The following is a 26,970-nucleotide window of genomic DNA, read 5'->3' as shown; positions in this document are numbered from 1 at the left end:
AAAAGTAATTATATTTATCATTTATGGTAGACATATCTAATTATCAGTTTGTTAATTTGTTTTTTATAAAATTTATTTCAAGATGTTTTTTTGGATCCTATCTTGCTACCTTGGTCTTTTATGTAAAACTGAAGAGAACAAGATTATGAATCTAACTACAAAAGAACGTCACTGGTTGCCAATATTTGGTTCAACAGGAAAGTTAGCGATGAAAAAAGCCTGCTGGTTAAACCGTGGACTTAAGGAATCACTAGCTCATACCTTTACTAATATTGCTAATACACGAGTGCGTATTTTAGAATCTTGGGTGAATACACAATGGCATTTTTTAACTGATGCTTCTCTTTATATTGCCTCAAAAAAAGAAAGTGAATGGAATAGTGCATTACAGGGCCTATTAAAAAGAAATAATGATTTTTCAGAATTATTCATTTTAACCTCAGACGGCACCTTAGTTTGTTCTAGTACAACTTCTTATGCTAATCGCCAAATAGACAAGAGAGTACTTGAAAAAGGATTACAAGCACCATTCTTACATGGTCCTTACGTCGATCCTTTAACTAAATCTATTGGACCATCCAGCTCTTCTTTTCATGATGCCGTTACACTTATGTATTATCAACCATTGACGGTAAATGATGAAGTTATCGGTTGCCTTTGTGGTCGTGTCCCTAATGATGTAATGGGCGACCTTATTCAACGTGAAGCTGGCCATGTTTATAGTGAATCAGGTGATAACTATATTTTTATGGTTGAATCTAAGCTAGATAATTCTATCTCTCCAGGTACTGCGCTTTCTCGTTCTCGTTTTGAAGATAATACCTTTTCTCACGGAGAGAACCTTAAATCCGGTGTAACAACACAATGGGGAACGGTAAAAGTTAAAGATCATACTGAATTTGAAATTCGCTTTACTGACCCAGCAACACAACAACTTCACCCAGGAGTTCGGGAAACCATAAGTAAAGGCGAAAATATTTATGTCAGTTACCCGGGTTACTCTGATTATCGTCATATCCCAGTTATTGGTAAAGGCGTGACATTCCAACTACAAGGCTCCCCTGATGTTTGGGGGATGATGTGTGAAGCAGATTTGGAAGAAGTATATCGTCAGCGATCACTCACTTACACTGTGGCAAAAAAATTAAGCTTAGCAATGAGCTTACCGGTTATCAGCACTATTATTGCCAATAGTTACTTCGATTTAAGTACCTTACAGAGTAACTTACTACTCATATTTACCTCATTACTTGGTTTAATCGGCTTAACTTTTTTGCTATCAAACCTATTACCTCCCGTTTACGCCATATGATTGAAGTCATTCAAATGCTGGCAGAGGGAGATGCTAATTTACAACAAAGGTTTAAAACTGAAGAACTTAGTTCCGATGAGTTAGGTGACTTAGGCAGATGGGTTAACAGCTTTATCGATAATCTCGACAATATGGTCGGTGAAATGATCCATGCCTCAACGGAAGTACATAAGGTCAGTGAATCAATGTTACGTCGCTGTGTTAGCGTTGATAGTGCGACCAAAGCAACCAGTAACTCTATTGGTTCAATGATACATTTATCCGGAGGTCAACAGGAAGAGATAGCATCAGCAACGGTATCAGCTCAAACAATGCAACAACTTATGCATGATGTAGTCGAGAGTTCACAACAGGAATATACACAGGCGGTTAACAATACCACTCAAATAAAAGATATCGTATTAGCATCTGCTAAAAGTGTTAACGATGTAAATGCTCAAATGAAAGAAATCGGTGCCATTGTTGGGTTAATCACCGAAATTACTGAGCAGACTAATTTACTGGCATTAAATGCGGCTATCGAGGCGACACGAGCTGGTGACCATGGACGTGGTTTTTCGGTGGTTGCTGATGAGGTTCGTAATTTAGCTACAAAAACATCCCAAGCGACGAGTCATATTGGCAACATAACCGCTAAACTGAGTAAAGAATCAGAAATGGCTGTGAGTTATATGGAACAAGGTGTTAAAAATGTTGATAAAGATAGTTTTGTATTAGATTCTGGAGAGCGCAGTCTAAAATTGAAAGAAGCAGTTGAAAACATGTTTGACACCATGAACCAAATTGCAAGCAATAGCCAACAACATGAAGAAACAGCTAAAGATGCGCAAAACACGACATTATCAATGGAAGTATCTTCTCAACAATTATTACGTCGAAGTACCTTAGTAAAAAATGCTATTTTACGCTTAAATACATTGATTGGACGCTTTCAAGTATCCAATCAAACAGCATAACTGCGAATTAGCAAATGATGCACAATCAAACACTGTGCATCATAAAAAAGGGGTAGATAATTAATTATCTACCCCTTTTTTATCGTTAACAATATCAATCCACAGACAACATATCACCGCTACTTTCGAGCCAGGTTTTCCTATCTGAGGCTCGTTTTTTAGCAAGTAACATATCCATAACCTCTACCATTTTATCGGCGTCGGAACTGGTTAGCTGTACTAAGCGTCGCGTGTTCGGATCCATTGTTGTTTCACGTAATTGATCAGGATTCATTTCACCTAATCCTTTAAAACGTTGAACCCCTACTTTACCGCGTTTTTTCTCTGCTTCAATGCGGTCTAAAATCCCTTCTTTTTCAGCTTCATCTAAGGCGTAAAACACTTCTTTACCGACATCAATACGATAAAGAGGAGGCATAGCAACATAAAAATGCCCCGCATCTACCACTGCTCTAAAGTGTTGTACAAACAAGGCACAAATTAACGTTGCAATGTGTAACCCATCGGAGTCGGCATCGGCCAAAATACATATTTTTTTATAACGTAAGCCAGATAAATCAGAGGACGCCGGATCAATACCAATAGCGACAGAGATATTGTGGATTTCTTCAGAATTTAAAATCGTGTCAGATTCATCTTCCCAGGTATTTTTAATTTTTCCGCGTAAAGGCAGAATTGCTTGAAACTCACGATCTCTAGCTTGTTTTGCTGAACCACCAGCAGAATCACCCTCTACTAAAAAGAGCTCTCCTCGCTCAGGGTCTTGACCTGAACAATCGGTTAATTTTCCTGGGAGTGCAGGCCCTTGGGTAATTTTTTTACGCGCTATTTTTTTACTTTTTCGTGTTCGGGTTTGTGCGTTACTAATACAGAATTCAGCTAATACTTCTGCTTCATTTACATTCGCATTAAGCCATAAACTAAAGGCATCCTTAACAACTCCTGCGACAAATGCCGAACACTGGCGTGAAGATAAGCGCTCTTTGGTCTGACCTGCAAACTGCGGTTCTTTGATTTTAACTGATAATATATAGGCACATTTTTCCCAGATATCTTCTGGGCTAATTTTAATGCCACGAGGCAATAAATTTCGGATGTCACAAAACTCTCGCATTGCATCAAGCAAACCTTGTCGGAAGCCGTTTACATGTGTCCCTCCCTGTGAAGTTGGGATCAAGTTAACGTAACTTTCGGAAATTGAATCGCCACCTTCAGGCAACCAAACAACTGCCCAGTCGGCAGTTTCTCGATTTGCAGTAAAAGTACCGATGAAAGGTGTCGCAGGTAATAATTCATTATCAGAAACTGCTTCTAACAAATAATCATTTAACCCGTCTTGATAACACCATTCATAATTATTTTTATTTACTTTATCTTTAAATTTTATGCTCAACCCTGGGCATAACACGGCCTTCGCTTTGAGTAAATGCAATAAGCGAGACACTGAAAATTTAAAACTATCAAAGTACTTTGGATCTGGCCTAAAATGCACACTTGTGCCTGTATTACGCTGTCCGCAGGTACCACTTTCATGGAGTTCTACAACTTTATTGCCATCTTCAAAGGCAATATGAAACACCTTAGCATCACGACGTATATTAACGTCTACGCGAGTGGATAAAGCATTAACCACGGAAATACCAACACCATGTAAACCGCCAGATATTTCGTAGTTTTTGCCAGAGAACTTACCACCCGCATGCAATTTACAGAAAATAAGCTCAACACCAGAAATTTTTTCTTCGGGATGAATATCAACGGGCATACCACGACCATCATCAATCACTTCTAATGAATGGTCTTCATGTAAAATAACTTGTATCGAAGAGGCATAACCAGCTAAAGCTTCATCAACAGAGTTATCAATCACTTCCTGCGCAAGATGGTTAGGTCGGTTTGTTTCTGTGTACATCCCCGGGCGATGACGAACAGGGTCAAGTCCGTTTAATACTTCAATGGAATCGGAATTGTATTGGTCGTTCATGGTGCACCTTGTTCAATGGTTAGGAATCGTCTAAAAACTAGAAAAGGAATTTAATTATATCAGCAATATAGCGCTCAAAACCAACAAAACTGTGGTCTCCGTCTTTTTCACAGGTAATTTTACAACCTTGGTATTTTATCATTGCTTGTTGGTAATCGAGTACTTCATCACCCTCCTGTAACAGCACCCAGCATCGGTTAAATGTACTTAAAACTTCCACATCTAACTTTTTTAATTGCACCATAAAATCTTCATTAATAAAATAAGTTTCATTAGTATAAGGATGAACCTGTGCGCCGGCATAAGTCTGTAATAAACGATAGGGTGTCACTGCAGGATTAACAAGAATCGACTTTGTTTTATATACCTCTGATATTTTTGTCGCGAGGTACCCTCCTAATGAACTACCAACTACAGCGATATCATGATCTTTGTATTTTTCAAAAATAGATTCAATAAGTGCCCACATTTTCCCTGGTAAACAAGGTAGCTGTGGACAAAGGAAGGTTATTTCAGGGTGATGCTTATTAATATAAGTAGCAAGTTGACGTGCTTTAAGTGACTCAGGTGAACTATGAAAACCATGCAGAGATAATAAAATCTTTGCCATTATCAATAACCTGTTGCATCTTTATCAACTGAAAAAGCACCTTCATCAATACGCTCAACAATAGTTTCAATTTCACCTGACGCCTTTAAACGCAGAAAACGATACCCCGGAGCCACACTATCTAAGGCAAATTCATCACTGTTTGGTTTGAACTGCACACAGGTTGAAGGAGTTGTGATAAAACGAACGCCATCCTGAATTGTATCCCCAGCCTGATGCACATGACCAGATAACACGGCCGTAACATTTGCGTAAGGCGCAATAATTTCTAAAAACACATCGTTATTTTTTAAAATGTGCTGATCGAGCCATGCACTTCCAACTGGTAGCACATGGTGATGAACACAGATTAAAGTTTTTTTATTCGGTTCAGAAGCTAGAGCATTGTCTAAAAAATCAAGCTGAGATTCGCTTAATAACCCATAGGGTACACCTTCAACTTGTGAATCAAGTAAAATAACTTGCCAATGCTCACTATCAATAATTTTAGTTTGTGCCAGCCCTTCAGCTAATAAACTAGGTAACATAATGGCTTGTATATCATGATTACCAGGCAACCAAAAACAAGGTAAATCCAAGGTTTTTATATGATGGCAAAAGTCTAAATAAGACTGTGCGGAGTGATCTTGAGAAAGATCCCCGGTTGATAAAACCGCCTGGCAATTTTTGTACTTTTTTGCATGTTCAACAACTGCCTCAAAACTTTGCACTGTTTTAATACCAAGTAAATCTTTTTCTCTATCTGCAAAAAGGTGAGTATCTGTAATTTGTAAAAAATCCAAATCGCCCTGAGCATTTGTTTTTAATTGTACGGCTTTATTATTCATAATAGCTATAATCTAAAATCCCAAAACGGTATATTTTCGCAAACAATTAATCGATTATAAATCAAAGACATTAATGTTTACCACGCAAGTTGAAATTTTATCATTTGTCAGCCTTTGAATTTTGACTAATGATAAAAAATGCTAGTGATGCCTCATTTCCTTGACCAGAAACAAGAAAATGGATGATTTTTTATAATTTCAACCCTTTTTCTCGGTTTAATTGTAACCATAATAGAGCAATAACAGTAGCTGAATTATTTATTTTTCCTTCAAGCACCCATTGATAAGCAATTTCTCTATCAACAACATGGACTCGGATATCTTCGCCCTCTTCCTCTAAGCCATGTAAACCACCAGCTTGCTCACTATCCACAGAGCCAATAAAAATATCTACATGCTCTGTTGAGCCGCCTGGAGTTAATAAACAATTCATAATAAATTGTGTTGATTCAATGGTTAAGCCAGCTTCTTCTAAGGCTTCACGTTTCACCACATCAACTGAAGATTCATTTTTATCTATCATGCCGGCAACCAGTTCAAGCAACCAAGGTGATTGATTCGCATCCTTTGCCCCTAAACGAAACTGCTCAATCAACACAACCCGATCATTTTTTATATCGTAGGGCAAAACAGCAGGCAGCGTGGCCTCTCTCAAACATTTCCCGTTGAATTTCGGGGCTCCAACCTCCGGCAAAGAGTTTATGTTTTAAAGTATATTTATTACACTCAAAAAAACCTTTATATAAGGGCTCTTTTTTAATGATCTGAAGGTCTTTTTTTCAAAATTTTTGCTTTTCGGACAATTCAAAAGTGAATGTTCATTCATTTTCTGATAACCTCTGTAAAATATATATTCATGTAATAATTTTATAATACACTTTCTGTAATTTATGGTAGCCTGCAAGAACCATAAATATGCATATTAAATAGGAATTTTGTAATGTTTAAACGACTATCCATTGCTTCAATTGTTGCCTTAGCAACATTCAATTCAAGCGCTATTGCTGATTCTTTATTGCAAGTTTACGAGACGGCAAAACTTAAAGATCCGATTATCCTAAAAAGCAAAGCGCAATACGACCTTTATTTGGAACAGGTTAATGAAGCTGATGCGACTTTATTGCCTCAAATAGGTTTTGAGCTAGCGAGCAGACACAAGTCAATCAGATGATAGCTATTACTCTTACTCATCTTATAATGCAACACTTGGATTAACCCAGTCGCTTTATAATGGTGCCTATTGGCAACAACTTGATATCGCAGAAAAACAAGCAACACAATTTGGAGCAAGCTACGGTTATGCGACACAGGGTTTATTATATCGTACTGCTGTTGCTTACTTTGATGTATTACGTGCAGATGAAGCAGTGAAGTCAGTTAAAGCAAATAAACGCGCAGTGGAACGTCAGCTTGAACAAACCAAACAACGTTTTGATGTTGGTTTAATTGCAATTACCGATGTTCATGAAGCACAGGCCGAGTTTGACCAAACAAATGCAGAGCTTATTTCTGCAGAAAACAGCTTAGCTAATAGTTACTTTGTATTACGTGAGTTAACTGGTGAAGATATTTCAAGTGTTCATTATCTAAATACAGAGACTTTTGAACCACAGAGTTTATCTGGTGGTGTCAGCGTATGGCGTAATAAAGCATTAGAGCATAGCCTAGAACTTCATGAAAAACGTATTGCTAAAGACTTATCTAAAATGCAAATAGAGCTAGCTGAAGAAGGTAGTATGCCTACTCTCGATTTTACTGCAGGTTTAGATCATACCAACTTGAATTACGCTTCAAGCGATAGAAGTGATTACAATAGAAACACTGGTACCTTGGGTTTAGAATTGAATATTCCAATCTACACTGGTGGCTCTATTACTTCTCGTGTTAAACAAGCACAATATAGTTATGTAATGGCAAGTGAAGATTTAGTACAGACTTACCGTAGCATTGAAGCACAAATTAATAGTGGCTTTAACAATGTTCGCGCTTCTTTAAGTTCAATTAGCGCTTACGAGCAGAGTGTAAAATCTGCAAATAGTGCATTAGAAGCAACTGAAGCAGGTTTTGAAGTGGGTACACGAACAATCGTTGATGTATTAGATGCAACACGTAGTTTATATGCCTCAGAAAGCCTACTTGCTAATGCTCGCTATGACTACATTATTAATATGTTACAACTGAAATATTCTGCGGGTACCTTATCTGAGCAAGATATTGTTCATGTTTCTTCGGGGTTAGTAGAAGTGGATCCTAAAGCTGAAAGCGAAATGAAACGCAATAAATCTTAATTTACTCTGACAGACAATGATAGCTAACGTTAAATGGTTAGCTATCATCATCTTTAATCTCTAATCAAAACATTCTTAATATAATCGGCTAACGCTCATTACGAATGGTTTTAATAATTTCTGATGTTGAGCAACCCTCTTCAAATTGTAATACTCTCACTTCCCCACCATTAGCAATCACTTCAGTGCCACCTGCGATTTCTTCAACTTCGTAATCGCCACCTTTTACTAATAAATCTGGTAATACATTAGCAATTAAGCGTTGTGGTGTTTCCTCGCTGAATTCAATCACCCAATCAACGGCGACTAAACCAGCTAAAACTGCTAAACGTCGATCGATAGGGTTAACTGGTCTACCAGAGCCCTTTAGGCCACGAACAGATTCATCACTGTTTACAGCAACAATTAAACGGTCACCTTGTTCGCGAGCGGTATTTAAGTATGAGACATGTCCTGCATGAAGAATATCAAAACAGCCGTTAGTCATGACCACTTTTTCACCACGATGCTGTGCTAATTGAACAGCAACTTTTAATTGCTCCTCTGATAATGCACCAAAACCAATTTCTTGTTGGCTATAAACGGCATTTGCCAATTCGATAGTATTAACCGTCGATGTACCAATTTTTCCAACAACAACACCCGCACCTGCATTTGCTAAGGTACAAGCATCTTCAAAGGAGCTACCAGCGACTAATGATGTTGCTAACACCGAAATAACCGTATCACCTGCCCCTGTTACATCATAAACTTCCTGTGCTTGTGTTGGTAAATGAAATGGTTGTACACCTTCACGCACTAAAGTCATACCATGTTCGCTTCTAGTCACTAGTAATGCTTGCAGGTCAAACTTTTTAATCAATTCTAAGGCACGATCAACCAGTTCCTGATCAGTTTTACAACGCCCTACAACAGCTTCAAACTCAGACAGATTAGGTGTTAATAAAGTTGCACCACGATATTTTTCAAAATCAGATCCTTTCGGATCAACAAGTACTTTAATATTTTTCTGTTTGGCTAGTTGAATCATTTTCTGCACATCAGACAATGAACCTTTGTTGTAATCCGATAAAATAACAACACTATTTTCAGCGCCTAAACCTGTTTGCATTTTGTCTAAAATAGGTTTGCTATCTACATCATGAAAGGGTTCTTCAAAATCTAAACGTAATAACTGTTGGTGACGGCTTAATACTCGTAATTTTGTAATTGTTGGGAAGTTATCTAGAGTAACAAAATCAGTGGTGACATGAACTGATTCTAACCCCTTTGCTAATGCAAGTGCAGGTTCATCATCACCAACTAAACCAATTAAACGTACTTTCGCACCTAAAGCGGCTACATTTAATGCCACATTGGCGGCACCACCAGGACGCTCTTCAATTTGTTCAACTTTAACAACAGGCACAGGTGCTTCAGGAGAGATACGACCCGTCGGGCCATGCCAATAACGGTCTAACATTACATCTCCAACGACCAGTACTTCTGCTTTTTCATATTCAGGTAATGTTATTTTCATCTTATCTCTCTTAATTCTTAAATGTGCTGATTGACTGCTAAGGTTATCACAGTTTTATTATTTAACGATGCTCTCCATTGATAAAAATCATAAGATTTCAAAACAACCAGTTACATCACAAAACCTGTTACCTATAGTGTTAATCTATGTTCATTTAGTGCTCAGTTTCAATTCCTTTTAGGTGCACATTAGACCTTCATTCTGAGTAAGGTTTACTTGGAGTATAACTATGTTAATGATCTTATGTGTTGATAGCGATCCACAACGTCTAAGCCAAATTAAACAAGATTTAATCCTGTTAAATAATAATATGGATATCCTGGAAGCAACAACACTGCAAAAAGCGCTACAATTGATTGTACAAAATAGTGATGAAATCGCTATTGTATTAGCCTCTCAATATCTCAGCGATGGAGATGCATTAACACTTTTAGACACTCTAAATGCCAACTTATTAGAAAAATTGTTTACGCCTATAACCCCTGTGTCACACAATTAATTGATTGTATTAATCAGGGACATATAGATTATTTTTTACAATTACCCTATCGCAAGGAGCCTCTTAAACATTTAATTCAAGCACAAATGAGTAATTACCATACCAATCACTATCAGCGTAACCAATTATCAAGTTCTGTTAGCAAACGCCAGGTGACCAATAAAACTCGTTTGTTAGATAATAGTAGCGAAACACAACCACTTGACTTTCAAGATAAATTTCTTGATTACACATTATACAGTGATGCCAAATTATCGAGTTTAATAATTAAATCCCTGTATAAAATTCTTGAAAATAACGATGAACATAATGTACGTCGAAATTACCGCGCGAACCATATCCTCACCCGAGAAGGTGAAAAAAATAAATACCTCTGGTTTATTGCAAAGGGCGAAGTATTACTTAAAAAACGTAATGCTCACGGAGAGATGCAAGATATTACCATTATGCAAGCTGGCACTATGGTTGGTGGCATGTCTTTCTTAACCGAAGAAGTCGCATTTAGCACAGGAATAACATTAGTGCCAACAGAGGTACTAAAGGTTGATAAGTTCATTTTCTCACAAATCATGCAATCAAATAGCGCGTTACTGGCACCCTTCACTAACCTGCTATTGCGCAACTTTAATCGTCGCTTGCAACACAGTATCTCTACCGAGCTTGCCCTACAGGAAACATTGCAATCCTTAGATAGTGCACATAACCATCTTATTGAAAGTGAAAAAATGGTTGTATTAGGACAACTTGTTGCTGGTGTCGCTCATGAACTGAATAATCCAGTGGCGGCTATTTTGCGTGGCTCAGATACGCTTACTAGCCTAATTTCAGACTTACTTTTACATGAAAGAACCTGTGATTTCTCTAAGTTAGCAAAACAAACTCTGCAACAGGGATTAACGATTGTGCCCTTATCAACCTCCGATGTAAGGGCAAGAACCAACGCACTATTATCAAAAGTAAAAGATAAAAACTTGGCCAAAAAGCTGGTTAATATGCAATTGGACAATACCAATATTCCTGTCGAAAAAGGTCGAGATTTTGCACAGACAGTCAATTTATTGAGTCAATATCATCAAGCAGGCACTATTTTGCGTAACAGCAATGCCTGTGCTACACGTATCGCAAACTTAGTGAAAAGCTTAAAGCATTATGCCGGACAAGACAGCGAAGTTTCTGCGCCTATTGATATTCATGAGGGGATCGAAGAAACGCTGGTAATATTTGAAAACAAACTAAAAACCTACCGAGTAATCAAAGACTACCAAACCTTGCCACAGGTAGAGTGTCGCCCTATTGAACTTGAACAAGTTTGGACAAATATCATCTCCAATGCTGTTGATGCGACAGAAGGACAGGGAGAAATAAAAATATCGACGCTTTATTTACCCTACGATGAATCACCTAAGGTGCAGGTAATTATTGAAGATAATGGCCCAGGTATGACAGAGCAAGTGTTAAAAAAAATATTTGAATTAAATTACACCAGCAAGCGCGAGGGTAATTTTGGCTTAGGCATTGGTTTAACAATCTGCTCACAAATTATCAAACGTCATGGAGGCACAATCGATGTAGAGTCTAAATTAAATGAATTTACGCGTTTTATTATTACGCTTCCGGTGTTTAATGCTTATATTGAGAGTGAACGTTCTGCTAAGGTTTTTCATCAATCCGATATATAAAAAACAATAAAATACACATAATTACTAACAACAGTAATTGCAAATAGAAACGACTATGTAAGACGGCAATCGAGATAGCAAAACTTGTAAGCACTATTAAAATAATTTGTTTTTTACGTTTTTTTCAATTTTTTTATCCGCTTCCCAATCCATCAAAACAGGACCGATATAAGGTGCATTTAGTAGTTTGTGATGAAAATGTTCAGAGCTACGGGCAAAACATGCAAGCGCTAAAATAAAGAAGGGTGTTGTGGGTAAAAGAGGCAGAAAAATACCGATCAGTCCCAATAAAATACTAATAAAAGCAACAGCCATTAAAAAATAGCGTTTTATTACATGCATTCTTATCTCCCAAACAAATAAGGCACTCCGAAGAGTGCCTTATTATACCAACATAAGTGGCATTACAATTGGGTAAAAAGATTATTTCTTTTTACCAAGCTTCTCTTTAATACGAGCGACTTTACCAGTAAGTTCACGTAAGTAGTAAAGTTTAGCTTGGCGAACCACACCACGACGTTTAACTTCAACGCTTCCTACAAGTGGGCTATGTGTTTGGAATACACGTTCAACACCTTCAGCTGCTCGACATTTTACGAACAGTAAAGCTTGAGTGTAGACCACGGTTACGCTTAGCGATTACAAGACCTTCAAATGCTTGAAGACGCTCTTTATCACCTTCTTTTACGCGAACACGTACAATAACAGTATCGCCTTGTGCGAATTCTGGAATATCAGTACGTAACTGTTCATTTTCAATTGCTTTTAAAATATTGCTCATTTTAATACCTTTTATATCTAGTTAGCCGATAACATCGCTGGTTAGTGGGAGTCACTTTCCAGAGCGACAAGCAATTTAGCTTGCTCGTCAGTCAGAGCTAGATCATTTAATAAATCAGGACGTCTCATTTTCGTGCGTTGCAGTGATTGTTTTAAACGCCATAGACGAATTTTTTCATGATCACCACTTAATAAAACACTTGGTACAGATACACCATCTAATACCTCTGGGCGCGTGTAGTGAGGACAATCAAGCAATCCCTCCGCAAAGGAGTCTTGCTCAGCTGATAACACATGACCTAATACACCCGGTACAAAACGTACCACAGCATCAATTAGAATCATGGCTGGTAGCTCACCACCACTTAACACATAATCACCTACCGACCATTCTTCGTCGATTAAGCTATCAATTATGCGTTCGTCTATGCCTTCATAACGCCCCGCCACTAAAATCAAAGCCTGTGAGCTTGATGATAATTGCTGAGCACCTTCATGGTCTAAACGTCTGCCTTGAGGGGAAAGATAAATTACCTTTGCCTCATGTCCCGCTTCCTTAGCGGCCATTTTCTTCGCCTGAATTGCATCCCGTAAAGGTTGCACCATCATCAGCATACCTGGACCACCACCATAGGGACGGTCATCAACCGTTCTATGTTTATCCATGGTAAAATCTCGAGGATTCCAACATTGGATTGAAAGCAGATTATTTTTAATCGCTCGACCTGTTACCCCGTTTTCGCTAATGGCCCGAAACATGTCCGGGAAGAGGCTTACAACCCCAATCCACATCGCTTCTCTCCTAGGGATATCAGAAATCAGGTTCCCAATTAACTGTAATTAGTTTGCCTGCAATATCCACATCGGATACTACTTGCTCTTTAATGAACGGGATTAATCGTTCTTTTTGCCCAAAAGCATCATTCGAATTAGCTTTAACCACAAGCACATCTTTCGAGCCTGTTTCCATCATGTCGGTAACAACACCTAAATGATAACCTTTGTCAGTATTAACCTGACATCCGATCAAATCTCGCCAATAGAAGTCACCTTCCAATTTAGGAAGCTCATCTGAATTAACTAAAAGTTCAATGCCAACTAAGGCTTGTGCTTCTTCGCGAACATCAAAAGACTCTATTTTTGCAACGAACGTATTACTATGATATTTCCAATCAGTAATATTGACTGTTTGTAGTTTACCTTGGTAGTTCATTAACAATGGTTTGTATTGAAAAATACTTTCAGCATCATCGGTGTAGGAGTGGATTTTCAACCAGCCTTTAATACCATGAACGGCACCAAATTTTCCGATTACAATGGGCTCAACTATATTGCTCATCTAAATCTCCTCACCTAACTGCAATTAAGCGACTACTGCGTTATCTTTTACTAATTTAGCTACACGATCACTTAGCTGTGCGCCAAGACCAACCCAATGGTTGATGCGATCTGTATCTAAACGTAATTTTTCTGCTTGACCTTGTGCAGTTGGGTTAAAGAAACCAACTTTTTCAAGGAAACGGCCGTCACGTGCGTTACGGCTGTCAGTTACTACCACTTGGTAGAATGGGCGTTTTTTTGCGCCACCACGAGCTAAACGAATAGTTACCATATCGTCCTCTATTATTGTTAAACGTATCATTGGTCAGCTGATGCCAACCGCCTGCTTTTGTAGAAAGTCGCAGAATCATACTCTTTTAAGCAAAAATAACAATCAAAATCACACTTTCGAATGAAATTTAAGCAGTTAATCTCAATTTTTGCAGTATTTGAGAGGATTTAAAAACAAAAAAGCTAAATGCGAACATTTAGCTTTTTTAAACTTAGGTTTACTTACCTATTTATATGAACTCATAAAGTATTAGATTTTTAACAAAATAAACCTTAAATGTTCAGACTTAAATAGCAACGGCCTGAGTATTTACTTATTATTTTTTACGGAATCCACCTAAACCCGGAGGCATTCCCATTCCACCCATGCCGCCCATACCAGCGCCACCCATCATCCCTTGCATACCAGACATCATTTTACGCATACCACCTTTGCCAGACATTTTTTTCATCATCTTTTGCATTTGCGTAAATTGTTTTAGGAGTTTATTAACATCTTGAATCTGCGTACCAGAACCCGCCGCAATACGACGTTTACGGCCACCTTTAATAATTTCAGGTTTAGCACGTTCTTTTTTGGTCATTGAATTAATGATAGCTTCCATTTGATTAGTCGCTTTATCATTTACTTGATCTTTCATGGCACTTGGCATTTGTCCCATCCCCGGCAGTTTATCCATCATGCCAGCCATGCCTCCCATGCCTTTCATTTGCACAAGTTGGTCACGGAAATCTTCTAAATCAAAGCCTTTACCTTTAGTAATTTTTTTAGCCAGTTGATCTGCTTTTTTCTTATCGACTTTTTGCTCGAGATCTTCAATTAAGCTAAGTACATCACCCATACCTAAAATACGAGAAGCAATACGCTCAGGGTGGAAAGCTTCTAATGCATCAATTTTCTCACCCATACCGATAAATTTAATCGGCTTACCAGTAATATGACGAATAGACAGTGCGGCACCACCACGTGCATCACCATCAGCTTTGGTTAAGATAACACCCGTTAATGGTAAAGCTTCGTTAAAGGCTTTTGCTGTGTTAGCGACATCTTGACCAGTCATTGCATCAACAACAAATAAGGTCTCAATTGGTTTAATCGCACCATGAAGATCTTTAATTTCATCCATCATGTCACTATCAACATGCAAACGACCTGCTGTATCGACGATCACAACATCAATAAATTTCTTTTTAGCATGGTCTATTGCCGCATTAGCAATATCAACAGGCTTTTGTGTGATATCACTTGGGAAGAACTCAACCTCGACTTCCCCCGCTAATGTTTCTAACTGTTTAATCGCGACAGGACGATAAATATCGGCACTCACAACAAGAACTGATTTTTTTCTTTATTTTTTAATCTAAGTGCTAATTTAGCAACCGAAGTTGTTTTACCCGCACCTTGTAAACCCGCCATTAATAAAACCGCAGGTGGTTGCATAGCAAGGTTTAAAGATTCATTAACCTCACCCATTGCAGATTCAAGTTCACTCTGAACAATTTTTAGGAATGCTTGCCCAGGATTAAGCGTTTTTGTTACTTCACGACCAACAGCACGTTTTTTTACCGCCTTAATAAAGTCACGTACAACAGGTAAAGCAACATCGGCTTCTAATAACGCCATACGAACTTCGCGTAAAGTGCCTTTGATATTATCTTCTGTTAAGCTACCTTTACCACTGATCGTTTTTAGGGTTTTCGACAATCGGTCGGTTAAATTCTCAAACATGCTTCGCTCTCGTTTCAAAAATTAGAATAGAATGGACGATATTATACGCAACATTGTCTTTCAAGGTAGTATTAACTTCTCATCCGTTAAAATTTGCATATAATTGGGGTCTGTTAATCTTTAAAGTGTATTTTTACAAAGGTAAAGATCAACAGACCCTAATACCTTCAGCAAACCAACAATTGGATTGATATGGATTATTTAGCATTTATTAGTGGCCTTTTTTATCTTGTCGCAACAGTCGTTGCTAGCAAGCAAATCGTTTCGCCTCAAAAATTATCTTCACATACATTATTAATCCCGATTAGTATCGCATTATTTACCCATGCTATTTGGTTATATCAAAATGTATTTATATCCGTGGGTCAAAATCTACAAATTCTTAACGTGGTTTCCTTAGTCACCTTTATTATTTCTTTACTTAGTACCTTTGCAAGTAAACGACTCAATACCGGTGTTTTATTACCCGTTGCTTATGGGTTTACTATTATTAATTTTATTGCTGTTACTCATTTGCCAAGCCATTTTATTACCCATTTAGAAACTCATCCACAGGTTGGATCACATATCATTTTTGCCTTGCTGGCTTATTCCATTCTTAGTATTGCGAGCTTATTTGCCTTACAGCTTGCTTACTTAGACCACAGATTAAAAAGTCATAAATTACCGCTAACAAAAGTTAATATGCCACCAATAATGACATTAGAAAAAACCCTTTTTCAGTTTATCTTTATCGGTTTTATTTTATTAAGCTGTACTTTATTGACTGGGTTTATTTTTTAGAGGATATGTTTGCTCAAGGGAAAGCGCATAAAGCCATTTTATCCATGATTGCATGGGTTATTTATGGCATTTTATTGTGGGGGCATTTTAAGCAAGGATGGCGTGGCCGTTTGACAGTTTACATTACTATTGTCGGGTCATCGCTTCTCACCCTTGCTTATTTTGGTAGTCGTTTTGTACGAGAAATTATTCTGACTTAAAATGTAATAAAGCACAGCTTCTTTCTAAGATCGCACTTTGATTACCTTGCTTTTCAGCGATGCGTTGTGCTCTTAAACATTCCCACTCGGTCACTGGTTGTTGGTTATGCCAAGCGTTCATTAATTGCAGTTGTTGATCACTCATACTGTAACGATCGTAGGTTTCATGCATATACAAATAACTACGGGCTATCATTCCGCGAGCACTTTCTGGAGGCTCAACCTTGCGTTTAGAGATCTTCATATTACAACTACCAAAGCTACTTTGTTCTGTATTTAACATAGTAAAATTATAATTACTGCGGGCGACATTTACCGCGCCAATAGCGGGATAAAGGTTATGCATATCAGATTGCATTAAACGATATTGATGATCAACTTTCTCAGCACAACGCCTACCTTTAAAGGTTTTACCTTTGCTATTAACACAGCTCTCATCACCTTCTCGCCATGCCACAAAGTTGCGACCAAAATTTTCTGCGGGTACAACGTGTTCCCACTCTACTTTTTTTGAACGTTTAACATATTTAGTGGTAGTAAATCCTGGTGGGAAGCTAATTTGCTTTTTCACATCAAAGTCAGCATCACAATAAATCGTTTTTCGTTCATGAGCTACTTGATAAACTTCCTTCTCAAGCATTCTTTTTGCTTTGTTAAAGGAAGTATTAGTTTCATTTCCTTTATTTGCTAACGCAGAAAAAGAAACAAAATAGGCTAAAAGTAGTAACAGTAAATATTGCATAATAATCCCTGCTTATAAAAATAAAAAGCAAGTCTATCAGCCTATAAGTTACTGACTTAATTAAATAAAAATCAAATAAACATGTTAAATTTGTTAATTTTAGTCTATTAACAAATTTTCTTTTTAACCTATGGTCGGGATAATGAATAAAATTTAAGCATAAAAATAAGCCTGTTATTTTCATAACAGGGTTTTAAGAAGTTTACTAATTAAGAAATATTCTTTCTTTTTAGTAGCTTCTTTTTCAGCACGTAGTTTTTGAACTACTTAAAGAGCTAATTAGCAAAATCTAGGCATAAAAAAACCCTGTTATTTTCATAACAGGGTTTTAAGAAGTTTACTATTAAGAAATATTATTTCTTTTTAGTAGCTTCTTTTTCAGCGCGTACTTTTTCAATTACTGTTTCAGATACGCTGTTTGGACAAGGCATATAGTTTTTGAACTCCATAGAGAACTGACCACGACCTGAAGTCATTGTACGTAAAGAACCAATGTAACCAAACATTTCTGAAAGAGGAACGTCAGCTTTAATACGAACACCAGTTGCACCAGCTTCTTGTCCAGCAATCATACCACGACGACGGTTAAGGTCACCGATAACATCACCAACGTGATCATCAGGAGTAAACACGTCAACAGACATGATTGGCTCTAGAAGTTGTGCGCCCGCTTTAGGGATAGACTGACGGAATGCACCACGAGCGACTAATTCAAATGCTACAGCAGATGAATCCACGGCGTGGAAGCCACCATCGTAAAGCTCGATGTCAACATCAAGTACAGGGAAGCCAGCTAGTACACCGTTATCCATCATACCTTCGAAACCTTTCTCGATAGCAGGGAAGAATTCTTTAGGTACGTTACCACCAACAACTGTTGAAGAGAACACAAAACCAGTACCTGGTTCACCTGGTTTGATACGGTAATCAATTTTACCAAATTGACCAGAACCACCAGATTGTTTCTTATGAGTGTAAGAATCTTCAACTGCTTGCGTGATAGTTTCACGGTAAGCAACTTGAGGTTCACCAACAACTAGGTCAACACCGTATGTACGCTTAAGGATATCTACTTTGATATCTAAGTGAAGTTCACCCATACCAGATAGGATTGTTTCACCTGAATCTTGGTCTGTTTCAACACGGAATGTTGGATCTTCTGCAACCATTTTACCAATCGCAATACCCATTTTCTCAGTTGAACCTTTATCTTTTGGTGTTACAGAGATAGAGATTACTGGTTCTGGGAATACCATCGCTTCAAGGATGATTGGATCTTTAGGATCACATAATGTATGACCAGTTTGAACGTTAGACTTCATACCAACGATAGCGATAATATCACCCGCCTGTGCTGAAGCTAATTCGTTACGATCATCTGCTTGCATCTCACACATACGGCCGATACGCTCAGTTTTACCTGTTGCAGCATTAAGGATTGTATCACCTTTCTTAAGTGTACCTGAGTAGATACGTACGAAAGTAAGTGCACCAAAACGGTCATCAGTAATTTTGAATGCTAATGCTTTGAAAGTTTCGTCAGCAGAAACAAGTGCAAATTTACCTGTTGGTTCACCTTCTTCATCAGTAAGAGGTTGTGGGTCAACTTCTGTTGGTGAAGGTAGGTAATCTACAACAGCATCAAGAATTAATTGAATACCTTTGTTTTTAAACGCAGAACCACAGTAAGTTGGGAAGAAGTCCATTGTACGTGTACCTTTACGGATACAACGTTTAATGTCTTCAATAGAAGGCTCTTCACCTTCCATGTATGCTTCCATTAGGTCGTCGTCTTGCTCAACAGCAGTTTCAACTAATTGCTCACGGTATTCTTCTACTTTATCAACCATGTCCGCAGGCACATCTTTGATTTCATAGTTTTCTGGTAGACCTGTGTCATCCCACACGTATGCTTTACGTGTTAGTAGATCAACAACACCAGAAAAATCGTCTTCGATGCCGATTGGTAGAACCATTACTAGTGGGTTAGCGACTAGTACGTCTTGAGTTTGCTTAACAACACGGTAGAAGTCAGCACCCATACGGTCTAATTTGTTTACGAAAATAATACGTGCAACTTCTGAGTCATTCGCATAACGCCAGTTAGTTTCTGATTGTGGTTCAACACCACCAGAACCACAGAATACACCGATACCACCATCAAGTACTTTTAATGAACGGTATACTTCAACTGTGAAGTCAACGTGTCCAGGAGTATCAATAACGTTAAAACGATGATCGTTCCAGAAACAAGTAACAGCGAGCAGACTGGATAGTAATACCACGCTCAGCTTCCTGTTCCATGAAGTCAGTTGTTGATTCGCCGTCATGTACTTCACCAGTTTTGTGGATCTGGCCAGTTAGCTTTAGAATACGTTCTGTAGTTGTGGTTTTACCCGCATCAACGTGCGCGAAAATACCGATATTTCTGTATTTACTTAAATCTGTCATTTTTTATACTCTGTATTAGTAATAAAATTGTGGTCAATATTCCGCGCGCATTATACCTAACGTTATTGTTAAACAGAACACAGAATTTGCAAAAAACCGAAAATATGTTGTTTTTTCACCGCAAGTTTACTTGAAAGGGATAAAAACAGTCAATTTTCAGTACATAACCTAAATTAGGGTAGCATGTTTAATAGAAAGATCTTCCTTAGGCAATTAAAACTAAGGTAAATAGCAAGGAAAATACAAAAGTGCCAATTGCTGTATTTTTTAACTGGGCATCAAATTGCGATCCCAATGCTTGAGCAGAAAGATTTTTATTATTCCCTCCCCTCTTATTGCCTGATTTAATGCATTACAACTTTTAATTAATGGGCTCATTGCAAGTAAAAATAGATAATGCCAACTTTGCGTATTTTCTAAGCTAGTTAGATAGAATCCCGCCAGCAAGGGGCAAGTATTATCAGACAAAGATGATATTTAAAAGCAACGTCACGACCAAACAAGACAACCAGCGTGGTTTTATTGTGTTTACTATCATTTTCTACATCACGAAGGTTATTAATATTTAATACAGCGACTGATAACAAACCAATGCTCGATGCGGGCAAAACCAATAACCAATCAAAACTATGCGCATATAAATAGAAGCTACCGATCACTCCAAGCAAACCAAAAAAGAGAAAAACGGCAACATCACCTAAAGCACGATACCCATAGGGAAGTTTACCCATGGTATAAGTAATAGCGACAATAATCGCTAACACACCTAACCCCAGAAAAATTAACCAACTATATAAGTCATCATTTAACGCAACTAGTAATAGCGTTGTGCCACTGATTAAGGTTAATGCAATAGTAAAGATAATGGCATGCTTCATTGCAGAGTGGGAAATAACCCCCGTTTGCATCGCCCTTTCAGGACCGACTCGATTTACATCATCGGCGCCAGTGACTGAATCACCATAATCATTGGCCAAATTTGATAATATTTGTAGTAGTAGTGCTGTTATTAAAGATAATAAGAAAATAGATAAGTTAAAAACCTGCTGATTAACGGCGATACCCGCGCCAACAATAATTGAAGAAGCGGCAAGTGGTAAAGTACGCAAACGTAATGCGCCTAACCAAACAGAAAGGTTGTTCATCTAAATTGTCCAATATATAAATGAGGTGGTAATGAGTATCAATAAACATCACTCAGTTAACCAAATAGAAAAGTTCCTTATCAAATTAATCAAGATATCCATAAACGATATTGTGACAAGGGTATTTTCACGCTACATTAGCAAAATCTTACCTATAAATATAGCTATCATAGAAGAGTGATTTAACCCCAATGATTGAAGAAATCTGCAAACAATTACAATCCTTTAAAAAAGAAGAGGAGAGTTCCCAACAAAAAACTTAAATATATCACTTCAATCTTTACCATTATTATCTCTGTTAAAGGCTCAAAAGCATATTTTCCCAACAATTTATTGGCAGGATAAAGAACAACAACAAACCATAGTTTGTTTGGGTGCTATTGAGGATAAACAAAGCATTCCTATCGTTAATAATGAAGCACGGTATTATGGAGGGCTTGCTTTTCAACAACAGGGGAACCAGTGGCAAGGGTTTCCTGAAACTCGCTTTATTAGACCAGCTTTAGAATTTATAGAAACACAGGAAGAACTGATTCTTACCTGTCATTTTAATGGTCAATTTGCAATTCAAGAAACTATCCAGTTAGTTACCAGTTTATTGGCACCTTTGCCACTGCAAAAAGTAAACAGTCTCCTAGTGTCTCGTCAGGATCTGCCCAACAAACAACAATGGGCAAAACTTGTTGAGCTCTCAATAGAATATAAAGCATTATTACCTAAAGTGGTCTTGTCTCGTCAAACAGAACTTAATTTTGAAAAAACGGTAAATTATTGTGACCTGTTAGCTCAGTGGCAACAAGCAAACCCAGCTAGTTTCCATTTCAGTTTTCAGTTTTCTGAGAAAGACGTCTTTATTGGTTGTTCCCCAGAAAGGCTTTTTAGTCGCGAAGGAAATACGCTACATACCGAGGCACTTGCTGGGACAGTAAATCGAGGACGAAATGATCGTGAAGATAATATTCTATTACAAAGTTTACTCTCCGATAAAAAAATTGACCGTGAAAACTACCTGGTGCAAGAGTTTATTATTGCCAATTTAAAAAGCTTAAAGGCGCAAGTATACTGTGATACTCCACGTGTAATGCAATTGCATAATGTGCAACATTTATGTGTGCCTATTAAAGCAGAGTTAAATAATCAAACCAGTGATGCCGAATTACTTTATAAATTACACCCTACACCTGCCGTTGGAGGTTCTCCTAAATTACCTGCATTACAATTTATTAATGATAACGAACCTTATGTACGTGGTTGGTATGCTGGTGCGGTAGGTTATATCAGCCAACAAAAAACTGATTTTAGCGTAGCGATCCGTAGTGCTTTGTTGAGTGATAAAACAATTAAATTATTTGCTGGGGCAGGCATTGTCACCGGGTCTATTGCTGAGCAAGAGTGGCAGGAGTTAGATAACAAGATCCACACGATATTAGAGATCATCACGCAACAATAATAATAAGAGAAAGATAATGAAAGAGACTGACAATTTTCCTTATATAGCCAGTAATATTAATCAGTTGTGGTCTTCACTCTTTATTGAAGAACTTATCCGCCATGGTATTACCGATTATTGTGTTGCACCAGGATCTCGCTCTACCCCTCTAACACTCGCAGTTGCTAATCACCCACAGGCTAATGCGCATGTGCATTTCGATGAAAGAGGATTAGGTTTCTTAGCGCTAGGAATTAGTCAAGCAAGCCAAAAACCCGTCGTGATTATCACCACTTCAGGTACTGCGGTTGCCAATTTATATCCAGCAGTCATAGAAGCAAAACAAAGTGGCAACCCATTAATTATTATTTCTGCTGACCGACCACTAACCTTAATTGATTGTGGTGCTAATCAAGCAATTGATCAACAAAGTATCTTTGCCAATTACCCTATTTTTTTCACTCAGCTCTCACAGCCAAGTACTGAAATAACAGCCAGCTACTTATTAACAACTATTGACCACGCGCTAAACAAACAACGCGACCAACAAGGGCCAATACACTTTAATTTGCCCTTTGCAGAGCCACTTTATCCAAGTAATGAAAAAATTGATTTTCAATGCTACTTAAGTAGCCTAAGAAAGTGGCCTGAAAACAAACGTCCCTTTACTCGTTATATTAAAAGTGAACAGCAATTTTTACCTTCAGATCAGACTTTAAATAATAAAAGAGTAATTGTCATAATAGGTAAAATTAACAATCAACAGCGACAAGTAGCCATCGCAGATTTTTGTAAAAAACATCATATGGCGTTAATTACTGATATCCAATCATCGCAGTGCGCGACTAGTAACGCATTGAGTTATTATGATTTATTACTTAATAATGATCACTTTAAGCAGTTACTCGGGCAAGCTGATATCATTATTCAATTTGGTGAACAGTTAATAAGTAAGCAATTAAGCACCTTTATTGGTCATTTTGCTGGCGAACTACAGGTTATCCATGAAAGTGATCATCGTATCGACTCAAATCATCGTGTTGATATTCGTTATAATTGCGATGCAATACAATGGATAAAGGCACAGGTTCACTCCGCTCCTAGGGTAACAACGCCTTGGTTAATTGAATTACAACAATGCCATAACGATATAGCAGAAAAAATAATTGAGCCTTTTTTAGTGGCACAACCTTATAGTGAAATGACAGTCGTTGAAGAATTAGATAAACAATTACAACAAAAACTAGAAAAAAATAGCCCTCTATTTATAGGTAATAGCATGCCAATTCGTTTGGCAGATATGTTGATGAAAAAAATCATTGTCAGATTTTCACTAATAGAGGCGCAAGTGGCATTGATGGTTTGTTAGCATCAGCAGTCGGTGTAGCAAAATATAGCCAGAAAACGACAACATTATTAATAGGTGATAATTCCTTTCTCTATGACTTAAATTCTTTAGCGCTCATTAAACAACTACAAAGTACATTTATCATTATTGTTTTCAATAATGATGGCGGTGCTATTTTTAATCATCTACCGGTACCCGCGGAACAAAAAGAAGATTTTTATCAATTACCCCACGGTCTCAATTTCAAGGCAAGTTGTGAGCAATTTTGTATTGATTATCACAACCCAAATCAACTTATAGATTTTGAAGCCTCTTATAATCTATGCTTAAAGGGTAAACATTCACTTATTGAAGTCACTCTTGAAAACCAGCAAAACGTGACACAACTTGCACAATTAAAAGAGCAAATAAAATATGCCACTACATAAACAACAACAGGGCCATGCGGATAATCCTACGCTTGTATTTTTACACGGCTTTTTAGGGAATCGTCACGATTGGTCTGATACAGTTGAAATACTAAAAGATGATTATCACTGCGTTAGCATTGATTTGCCTGGACACGGCGCTTCAGTAACAACACCAGGTTCATTAAAAGATGGTTTTAATCACTGCCATCAATTAATCAAAGATGTTATTAATGACCTAGACATCAAACAATTTACGCTAATTGGTTATTCCCTTGGCGGACGAATTGCACTTGATTATGCGCGCACCCAAAATGATACACGCTTAACCGCTTTATTACTTGAGTCATGCCATACAGGCCTTACTGACGACGATGAAAAAGAGCGTCGTTTTATGCAAGATCATAGCTGGGCGAAACAATTTGCCACAGAAAGTATTGTTGAAACCTTATATGATTGGTATGACCAAGAGGTTTTTAGTGATTTAAGTGATAGAAAAAAGAAAAAATCATTCACAAACGTGCAGAAAACTATGGTGTACCGCTTGCGAATATGTTGCTAGCCACTAGTCTCGGAAAACAAGTTAACGCACTACCTTATTTACAGGAAACAACTCTGCCAGTGCATTATTGTTATGGTAGTAAAGATAAGAAGTTCAAAGCCGTGGCGAGCAAAATTGAACAGCTTAAAACATATTAATCTCGTAGAATTTGAGCATGCGGGTCATAATATTCATCAATTTAGCGCACAACAATTTGCGCAATACATTAAACAAAATTTATAAATACTCCCATAAACTAGACAACAGAGTTTTAAAATATGACTGATTTTTATGCTCCCATTAGCTGGGCAAAAAGCGACTTAACATTTACCGACATTACCTATTTAAAAGCTGATGGTATTGCCAAAATAACCATTAATCGACCAGAAATACGTAATGCATTTCGCCCACAGACAGTAAATGAAATGATGCAAGCAATGAACGATGCACGTTATGACGATAGCATTGGTGTGATTATTTTAACCGGAGAAGGTGACTTAGCTTTCTGCTCTGGCGGTGACCAAAGTATTCGTGGTGACTCTGGTTATAAAGACGAAGTAGGTGGCGGACATCATTTAAATGTTTTAGATTTTCAACGTCAAATCCGCACCTGCCCTAAACCAGTGATTGCAATGGTTGCCGGTTATGCAGTTGGTGGCGGGCATGTTTTACATATGATGTGTGATTTAACTATAGTCGCAGATAATGCTAAATTTGGACAAACAGGTCCCAAAGTTGGCTCCTTTGATGGAGGCTGGGGCGCAAGTTACATGGCACGTATCGTTGGTCAGAAGAAAGCACGTGAAATTTGGTTTTTATGTCGTATGTATGATGCACAGGAAGCTGTTGATATGGGATTAGTAAATACCGTTGTGCCGCTCGCTGATTTAGAGAAAGAAACCATAAAATGGTGCCGTGAAATACTGCAAAATAGCCCAATGGCATTACGTTGTTTAAAAGCGACTTTGAATGCAGATTGTGACGGACAAGCAGGTCTTCAAGAATTAGCTGGCAACGCAACCATGCTTTTCTATATGAGTGAAGAGGGTCAAGAAGGCAGAAATGCCTTTAATGAGAAACGTAAACCAGACTTTTCTAAATTCGGACGTAACCCTTAAAACTAAAATAACGGTACAGGGCGAGTTTTTTCGTCCTGTATAAAATTTTAACGCCCCTCTATTAACTTTATACTTTTCTTTTTCGCCTTCGATGAATAGATAATAACTATCAATTCCATTGGTAAAATCAATTCGATTACACTTTTTTTAACGCATGATGTCAAAGATAAATAAATTTTTATTTATTAATGGATTGTTAAACTATCTTTAAACAAAGGAAATTCTTATGGTATTAGTAACAAAACAAGCGCCTGATTTTACATCTGCGGCAGTATTAGGCAGTGGCGAAATCGTAGATAACTTTAATTTTGCTGAATTCACTAAAGGCAAAGAAGCTGTTATTTTCTTCTACCCGCTTGATTTCACATTCGTATGTCCGTCTGAATTAATTGCATTTGACAAGCGTTTTGGTGAATTCCAAGCACGTGGCGTTGAAGTAATTGGTATTTCAATCGATTCTCAATTCTCTCACAATGCATGGCGTAATACTTCTATCAATGATGGTGGTATTGGTGCAGTTCAATACCCACTTGTTGCAGATGTTAAGCATGAAATTTGCCAAGCATACGGCGTTGAATTTGCAGAGGCAGGTGTTGCATTACGTGGCTCATTCCTAATTGACAAAAATGGCATCGTTCGTCACCAAGTGGTTAACGACCTACCATTAGGCCGTAATGTTGATGAAATGCTACGTATGGTTGATGCGCTTCAATTCCACGAAGAGCACGGTGAAGTTTGTCCAGCTCAATGGGCAAAAGACAAAGCCGGTATGGATGCGTCTCCAGAAGGTGTTGCAAAATACTTAGCTTCTAACGCTGACGATCTTTAAAAGCTCCCAATAGTGTAGAATGCACATTGTCCAGCACTGATATAGGCAAAAGACAAAGACGGTATGGATGCATCTCCAGAAGGTGTTGCAAAATACTTAGCTTCTAACGCTGACGATCTTTAAAAGCTCCCAATAGCGCAGAATGCACATTGTCCAGCACTGATATAGGCAAAAGACAAAGAC

General features: G+C 37.8%; 22 protein-coding genes and 6 pseudogenes. 14 read left to right on the top strand and 14 right to left on the bottom strand.

The window, feature by feature from the left end:
• Positions 1–145: 145 nt before the first annotated feature.
• Positions 146–1,312: a hypothetical protein gene (locus ACLKMH_RS05675; protein ID WP_413701195.1), complete on the top strand. Its 1,167-nt coding sequence runs from the start codon at positions 146–148 to the stop codon at positions 1,310–1,312.
• Positions 1,309–2,268, top strand: a complete 960-nt coding sequence (locus ACLKMH_RS05670) for a methyl-accepting chemotaxis protein (RefSeq protein ID WP_413701194.1) — start codon at positions 1,309–1,311, stop codon at positions 2,266–2,268. The genes ACLKMH_RS05675 and ACLKMH_RS05670 overlap by 4 nt, the downstream gene beginning before the upstream one ends.
• A 94-nt stretch (positions 2,269–2,362) precedes the next feature.
• On the opposite strand, the gene parE is transcribed toward ACLKMH_RS05670, so the two are convergent.
• From parE to nudF, 4 genes and pseudogenes are all read right to left on the bottom strand, one after another.
• Positions 2,363–4,252 (bottom strand): DNA topoisomerase IV subunit B, encoded by a 1,890-nt coding sequence (parE, locus tag ACLKMH_RS05665; RefSeq protein WP_413701193.1) that lies wholly within the window; start codon positions 4,250–4,252, stop codon positions 2,363–2,365.
• 37 nt (positions 4,253–4,289) lie between these two features.
• The gene (locus ACLKMH_RS05660) at positions 4,290–4,862 is read right to left on the bottom strand and encodes a YqiA/YcfP family alpha/beta fold hydrolase (RefSeq protein WP_413701192.1); all 573 of its coding nucleotides are present in this window, start codon (positions 4,860–4,862) and stop codon (positions 4,290–4,292) included.
• Between the two features lie 2 nt (positions 4,863–4,864).
• Positions 4,865–5,689, bottom strand: a complete 825-nt coding sequence (gene cpdA / locus ACLKMH_RS05655) for a 3',5'-cyclic-AMP phosphodiesterase (RefSeq protein WP_413701191.1) — start codon at positions 5,687–5,689, stop codon at positions 4,865–4,867.
• A gap of 190 nt (positions 5,690–5,879) precedes the next feature.
• Positions 5,880–6,453, bottom strand: a pseudogene (nudF, locus tag ACLKMH_RS05650) (ADP-ribose diphosphatase).
• A 176-nt stretch (positions 6,454–6,629) separates the two neighbouring features.
• Here nudF and ACLKMH_RS05645 point away from each other — a divergent pair.
• Both ACLKMH_RS05645 and ACLKMH_RS05640 read left to right on the top strand, forming a co-directional pair.
• On the top strand, positions 6,630–6,860 hold the full coding sequence (locus tag ACLKMH_RS05645) for a hypothetical protein (RefSeq protein ID WP_413701190.1): 231 nt from the start codon (positions 6,630–6,632) through the stop codon (positions 6,858–6,860).
• Positions 6,861–6,918: 58 nt separating this feature from the next.
• Positions 6,919–7,977: pseudogene (locus tag ACLKMH_RS05640) on the top strand (TolC family outer membrane protein); the annotation flags it as partial.
• 88 nt (positions 7,978–8,065) lie between these two features.
• Here the strand turns inward: ACLKMH_RS05640 and hldE are convergent.
• A complete protein-coding gene (gene hldE / locus ACLKMH_RS05635) occupies positions 8,066–9,496 on the bottom strand; it encodes a bifunctional D-glycero-beta-D-manno-heptose-7-phosphate kinase/D-glycero-beta-D-manno-heptose 1-phosphate adenylyltransferase HldE (RefSeq protein WP_413701189.1) in 1,431 nt (476 codons plus the stop codon).
• A gap of 229 nt (positions 9,497–9,725) precedes the next feature.
• Here hldE and ACLKMH_RS05630 point away from each other — a divergent pair, with 229 nt between their 5' ends.
• Together ACLKMH_RS05630 and ACLKMH_RS05625 are read left to right on the top strand one after the other, a co-directional pair.
• Positions 9,726–9,995 (top strand): hypothetical protein, encoded by a 270-nt coding sequence (locus ACLKMH_RS05630; protein ID WP_413701188.1) that lies wholly within the window; start codon positions 9,726–9,728, stop codon positions 9,993–9,995.
• Positions 9,996–10,081: 86 nt separating this feature from the next.
• On the top strand, positions 10,082–11,674 hold the full coding sequence (locus tag ACLKMH_RS05625) for an ATP-binding protein (protein WP_413701187.1): 1,593 nt from the start codon (positions 10,082–10,084) through the stop codon (positions 11,672–11,674).
• 96 nt (positions 11,675–11,770) lie between these two features.
• Here ACLKMH_RS05625 and ACLKMH_RS05620 read toward each other — a convergent pair whose 3' ends face one another.
• From ACLKMH_RS05620 to ffh, 6 genes and pseudogenes are all read right to left on the bottom strand, one after another.
• Positions 11,771–12,016, bottom strand: a complete 246-nt coding sequence (locus ACLKMH_RS05620) for a YbaN family protein (protein ID WP_413701186.1) — start codon at positions 12,014–12,016, stop codon at positions 11,771–11,773.
• An 81-nt stretch (positions 12,017–12,097) separates the two neighbouring features.
• Positions 12,098–12,455: pseudogene (gene rplS / locus ACLKMH_RS05615) on the bottom strand (50S ribosomal protein L19).
• A 41-nt stretch (positions 12,456–12,496) separates the two neighbouring features.
• Positions 12,497–13,246, bottom strand: a complete 750-nt coding sequence (trmD, locus tag ACLKMH_RS05610) for a tRNA (guanosine(37)-N1)-methyltransferase TrmD (protein WP_413701185.1) — start codon at positions 13,244–13,246, stop codon at positions 12,497–12,499.
• A gap of 19 nt (positions 13,247–13,265) precedes the next feature.
• Positions 13,266–13,793: a ribosome maturation factor RimM gene (gene rimM, locus ACLKMH_RS05605; RefSeq protein WP_413701184.1), complete on the bottom strand. Its 528-nt coding sequence runs from the start codon at positions 13,791–13,793 to the stop codon at positions 13,266–13,268.
• A 24-nt stretch (positions 13,794–13,817) separates the two neighbouring features.
• Positions 13,818–14,066, bottom strand: coding sequence for a 30S ribosomal protein S16 (gene rpsP / locus ACLKMH_RS05600; protein ID WP_413702266.1), 249 nt, complete (start codon positions 14,064–14,066; stop codon positions 13,818–13,820).
• 316 nt (positions 14,067–14,382) lie between these two features.
• Positions 14,383–15,794, bottom strand: a pseudogene (gene ffh / locus ACLKMH_RS05595) (signal recognition particle protein).
• Between the two features lie 192 nt (positions 15,795–15,986).
• Between ffh and ACLKMH_RS05590 the strand changes: the two are divergent.
• A pseudogene (locus tag ACLKMH_RS05590) lies at positions 15,987–16,777 on the top strand (inner membrane protein YpjD).
• Here ACLKMH_RS05590 and ACLKMH_RS05585 read toward each other — a convergent pair.
• The 3 genes and pseudogenes from ACLKMH_RS05585 to menA all read right to left on the bottom strand — a co-directional run bounded on the left by ACLKMH_RS05585 (position 16,764) and on the right by menA (position 21,115).
• Positions 16,764–17,519 carry an endonuclease I family protein gene (locus ACLKMH_RS05585; protein WP_413701183.1) on the bottom strand — a complete coding sequence of 252 codons (756 nt, stop codon included), beginning with the start codon at positions 17,517–17,519 and terminating at the stop codon, positions 16,764–16,766. The pseudogene ACLKMH_RS05590 and the gene ACLKMH_RS05585 overlap by 14 nt on opposite strands.
• A 353-nt stretch (positions 17,520–17,872) precedes the next feature.
• Positions 17,873–19,970, bottom strand: a pseudogene (gene fusA, locus ACLKMH_RS05580) (elongation factor G).
• Between the two features lie 425 nt (positions 19,971–20,395).
• Positions 20,396–21,115 carry a 1,4-dihydroxy-2-naphthoate octaprenyltransferase gene (menA, locus tag ACLKMH_RS05575; protein ID WP_413701182.1) on the bottom strand — a complete coding sequence of 240 codons (720 nt, stop codon included), beginning with the start codon at positions 21,113–21,115 and terminating at the stop codon, positions 20,396–20,398.
• Positions 21,116–21,485: 370 nt separating this feature from the next.
• Between menA and ACLKMH_RS05570 the strand changes: the two genes are divergently transcribed.
• From ACLKMH_RS05570 to ACLKMH_RS05540, 7 genes are all read left to right on the top strand, one after another.
• Complete coding sequence (locus ACLKMH_RS05570) at positions 21,486–22,565, top strand: isochorismate synthase (RefSeq protein WP_413701181.1); 1,080 nt, start codon at positions 21,486–21,488, stop codon at positions 22,563–22,565.
• Positions 22,566–22,581: 16 nt separating this feature from the next.
• The gene (menD, locus tag ACLKMH_RS05565; protein WP_413701180.1) at positions 22,582–23,913 is read left to right on the top strand and encodes a 2-succinyl-5-enolpyruvyl-6-hydroxy-3-cyclohexene-1-carboxylic-acid synthase; all 1,332 of its coding nucleotides are present in this window, start codon (positions 22,582–22,584) and stop codon (positions 23,911–23,913) included.
• Positions 23,907–24,320 carry a thiamine pyrophosphate-dependent enzyme gene (locus tag ACLKMH_RS05560; protein ID WP_413701179.1) on the top strand — a complete coding sequence of 138 codons (414 nt, stop codon included), beginning with the start codon at positions 23,907–23,909 and terminating at the stop codon, positions 24,318–24,320. The genes menD and ACLKMH_RS05560 overlap by 7 nt, the downstream gene beginning before the upstream one ends.
• Positions 24,307–24,861, top strand: coding sequence for an alpha/beta fold hydrolase (locus ACLKMH_RS05555; protein ID WP_413701178.1), 555 nt, complete (start codon positions 24,307–24,309; stop codon positions 24,859–24,861). Before ACLKMH_RS05560 ends, ACLKMH_RS05555 begins: the two co-directional genes overlap by 14 nt.
• Positions 24,852–24,998, top strand: a complete 147-nt coding sequence (locus tag ACLKMH_RS05550; RefSeq protein WP_413701177.1) for a hypothetical protein — start codon at positions 24,852–24,854, stop codon at positions 24,996–24,998. Before ACLKMH_RS05555 ends, ACLKMH_RS05550 begins: the two co-directional genes overlap by 10 nt.
• A gap of 120 nt (positions 24,999–25,118) precedes the next feature.
• Positions 25,119–25,958, top strand: a complete 840-nt coding sequence (gene menB, locus ACLKMH_RS05545; protein ID WP_413701176.1) for a 1,4-dihydroxy-2-naphthoyl-CoA synthase — start codon at positions 25,119–25,121, stop codon at positions 25,956–25,958.
• A 226-nt stretch (positions 25,959–26,184) separates the two neighbouring features.
• On the top strand, positions 26,185–26,787 hold the full coding sequence (locus ACLKMH_RS05540; RefSeq protein ID WP_413701175.1) for a peroxiredoxin C: 603 nt from the start codon (positions 26,185–26,187) through the stop codon (positions 26,785–26,787).
• Positions 26,788–26,970: the final 183 nt, after the last annotated feature.

Source organism: Psychromonas sp. KJ10-10, from assembly GCF_047323245.1.
In the GTDB taxonomy this organism is placed as follows: Bacteria; Pseudomonadota; Gammaproteobacteria; order Enterobacterales; family Psychromonadaceae; genus Psychromonas.
Note: the sequence above shows the minus strand (reverse complement) of the source record. Positions and strands in the feature narration are given on the sequence as shown.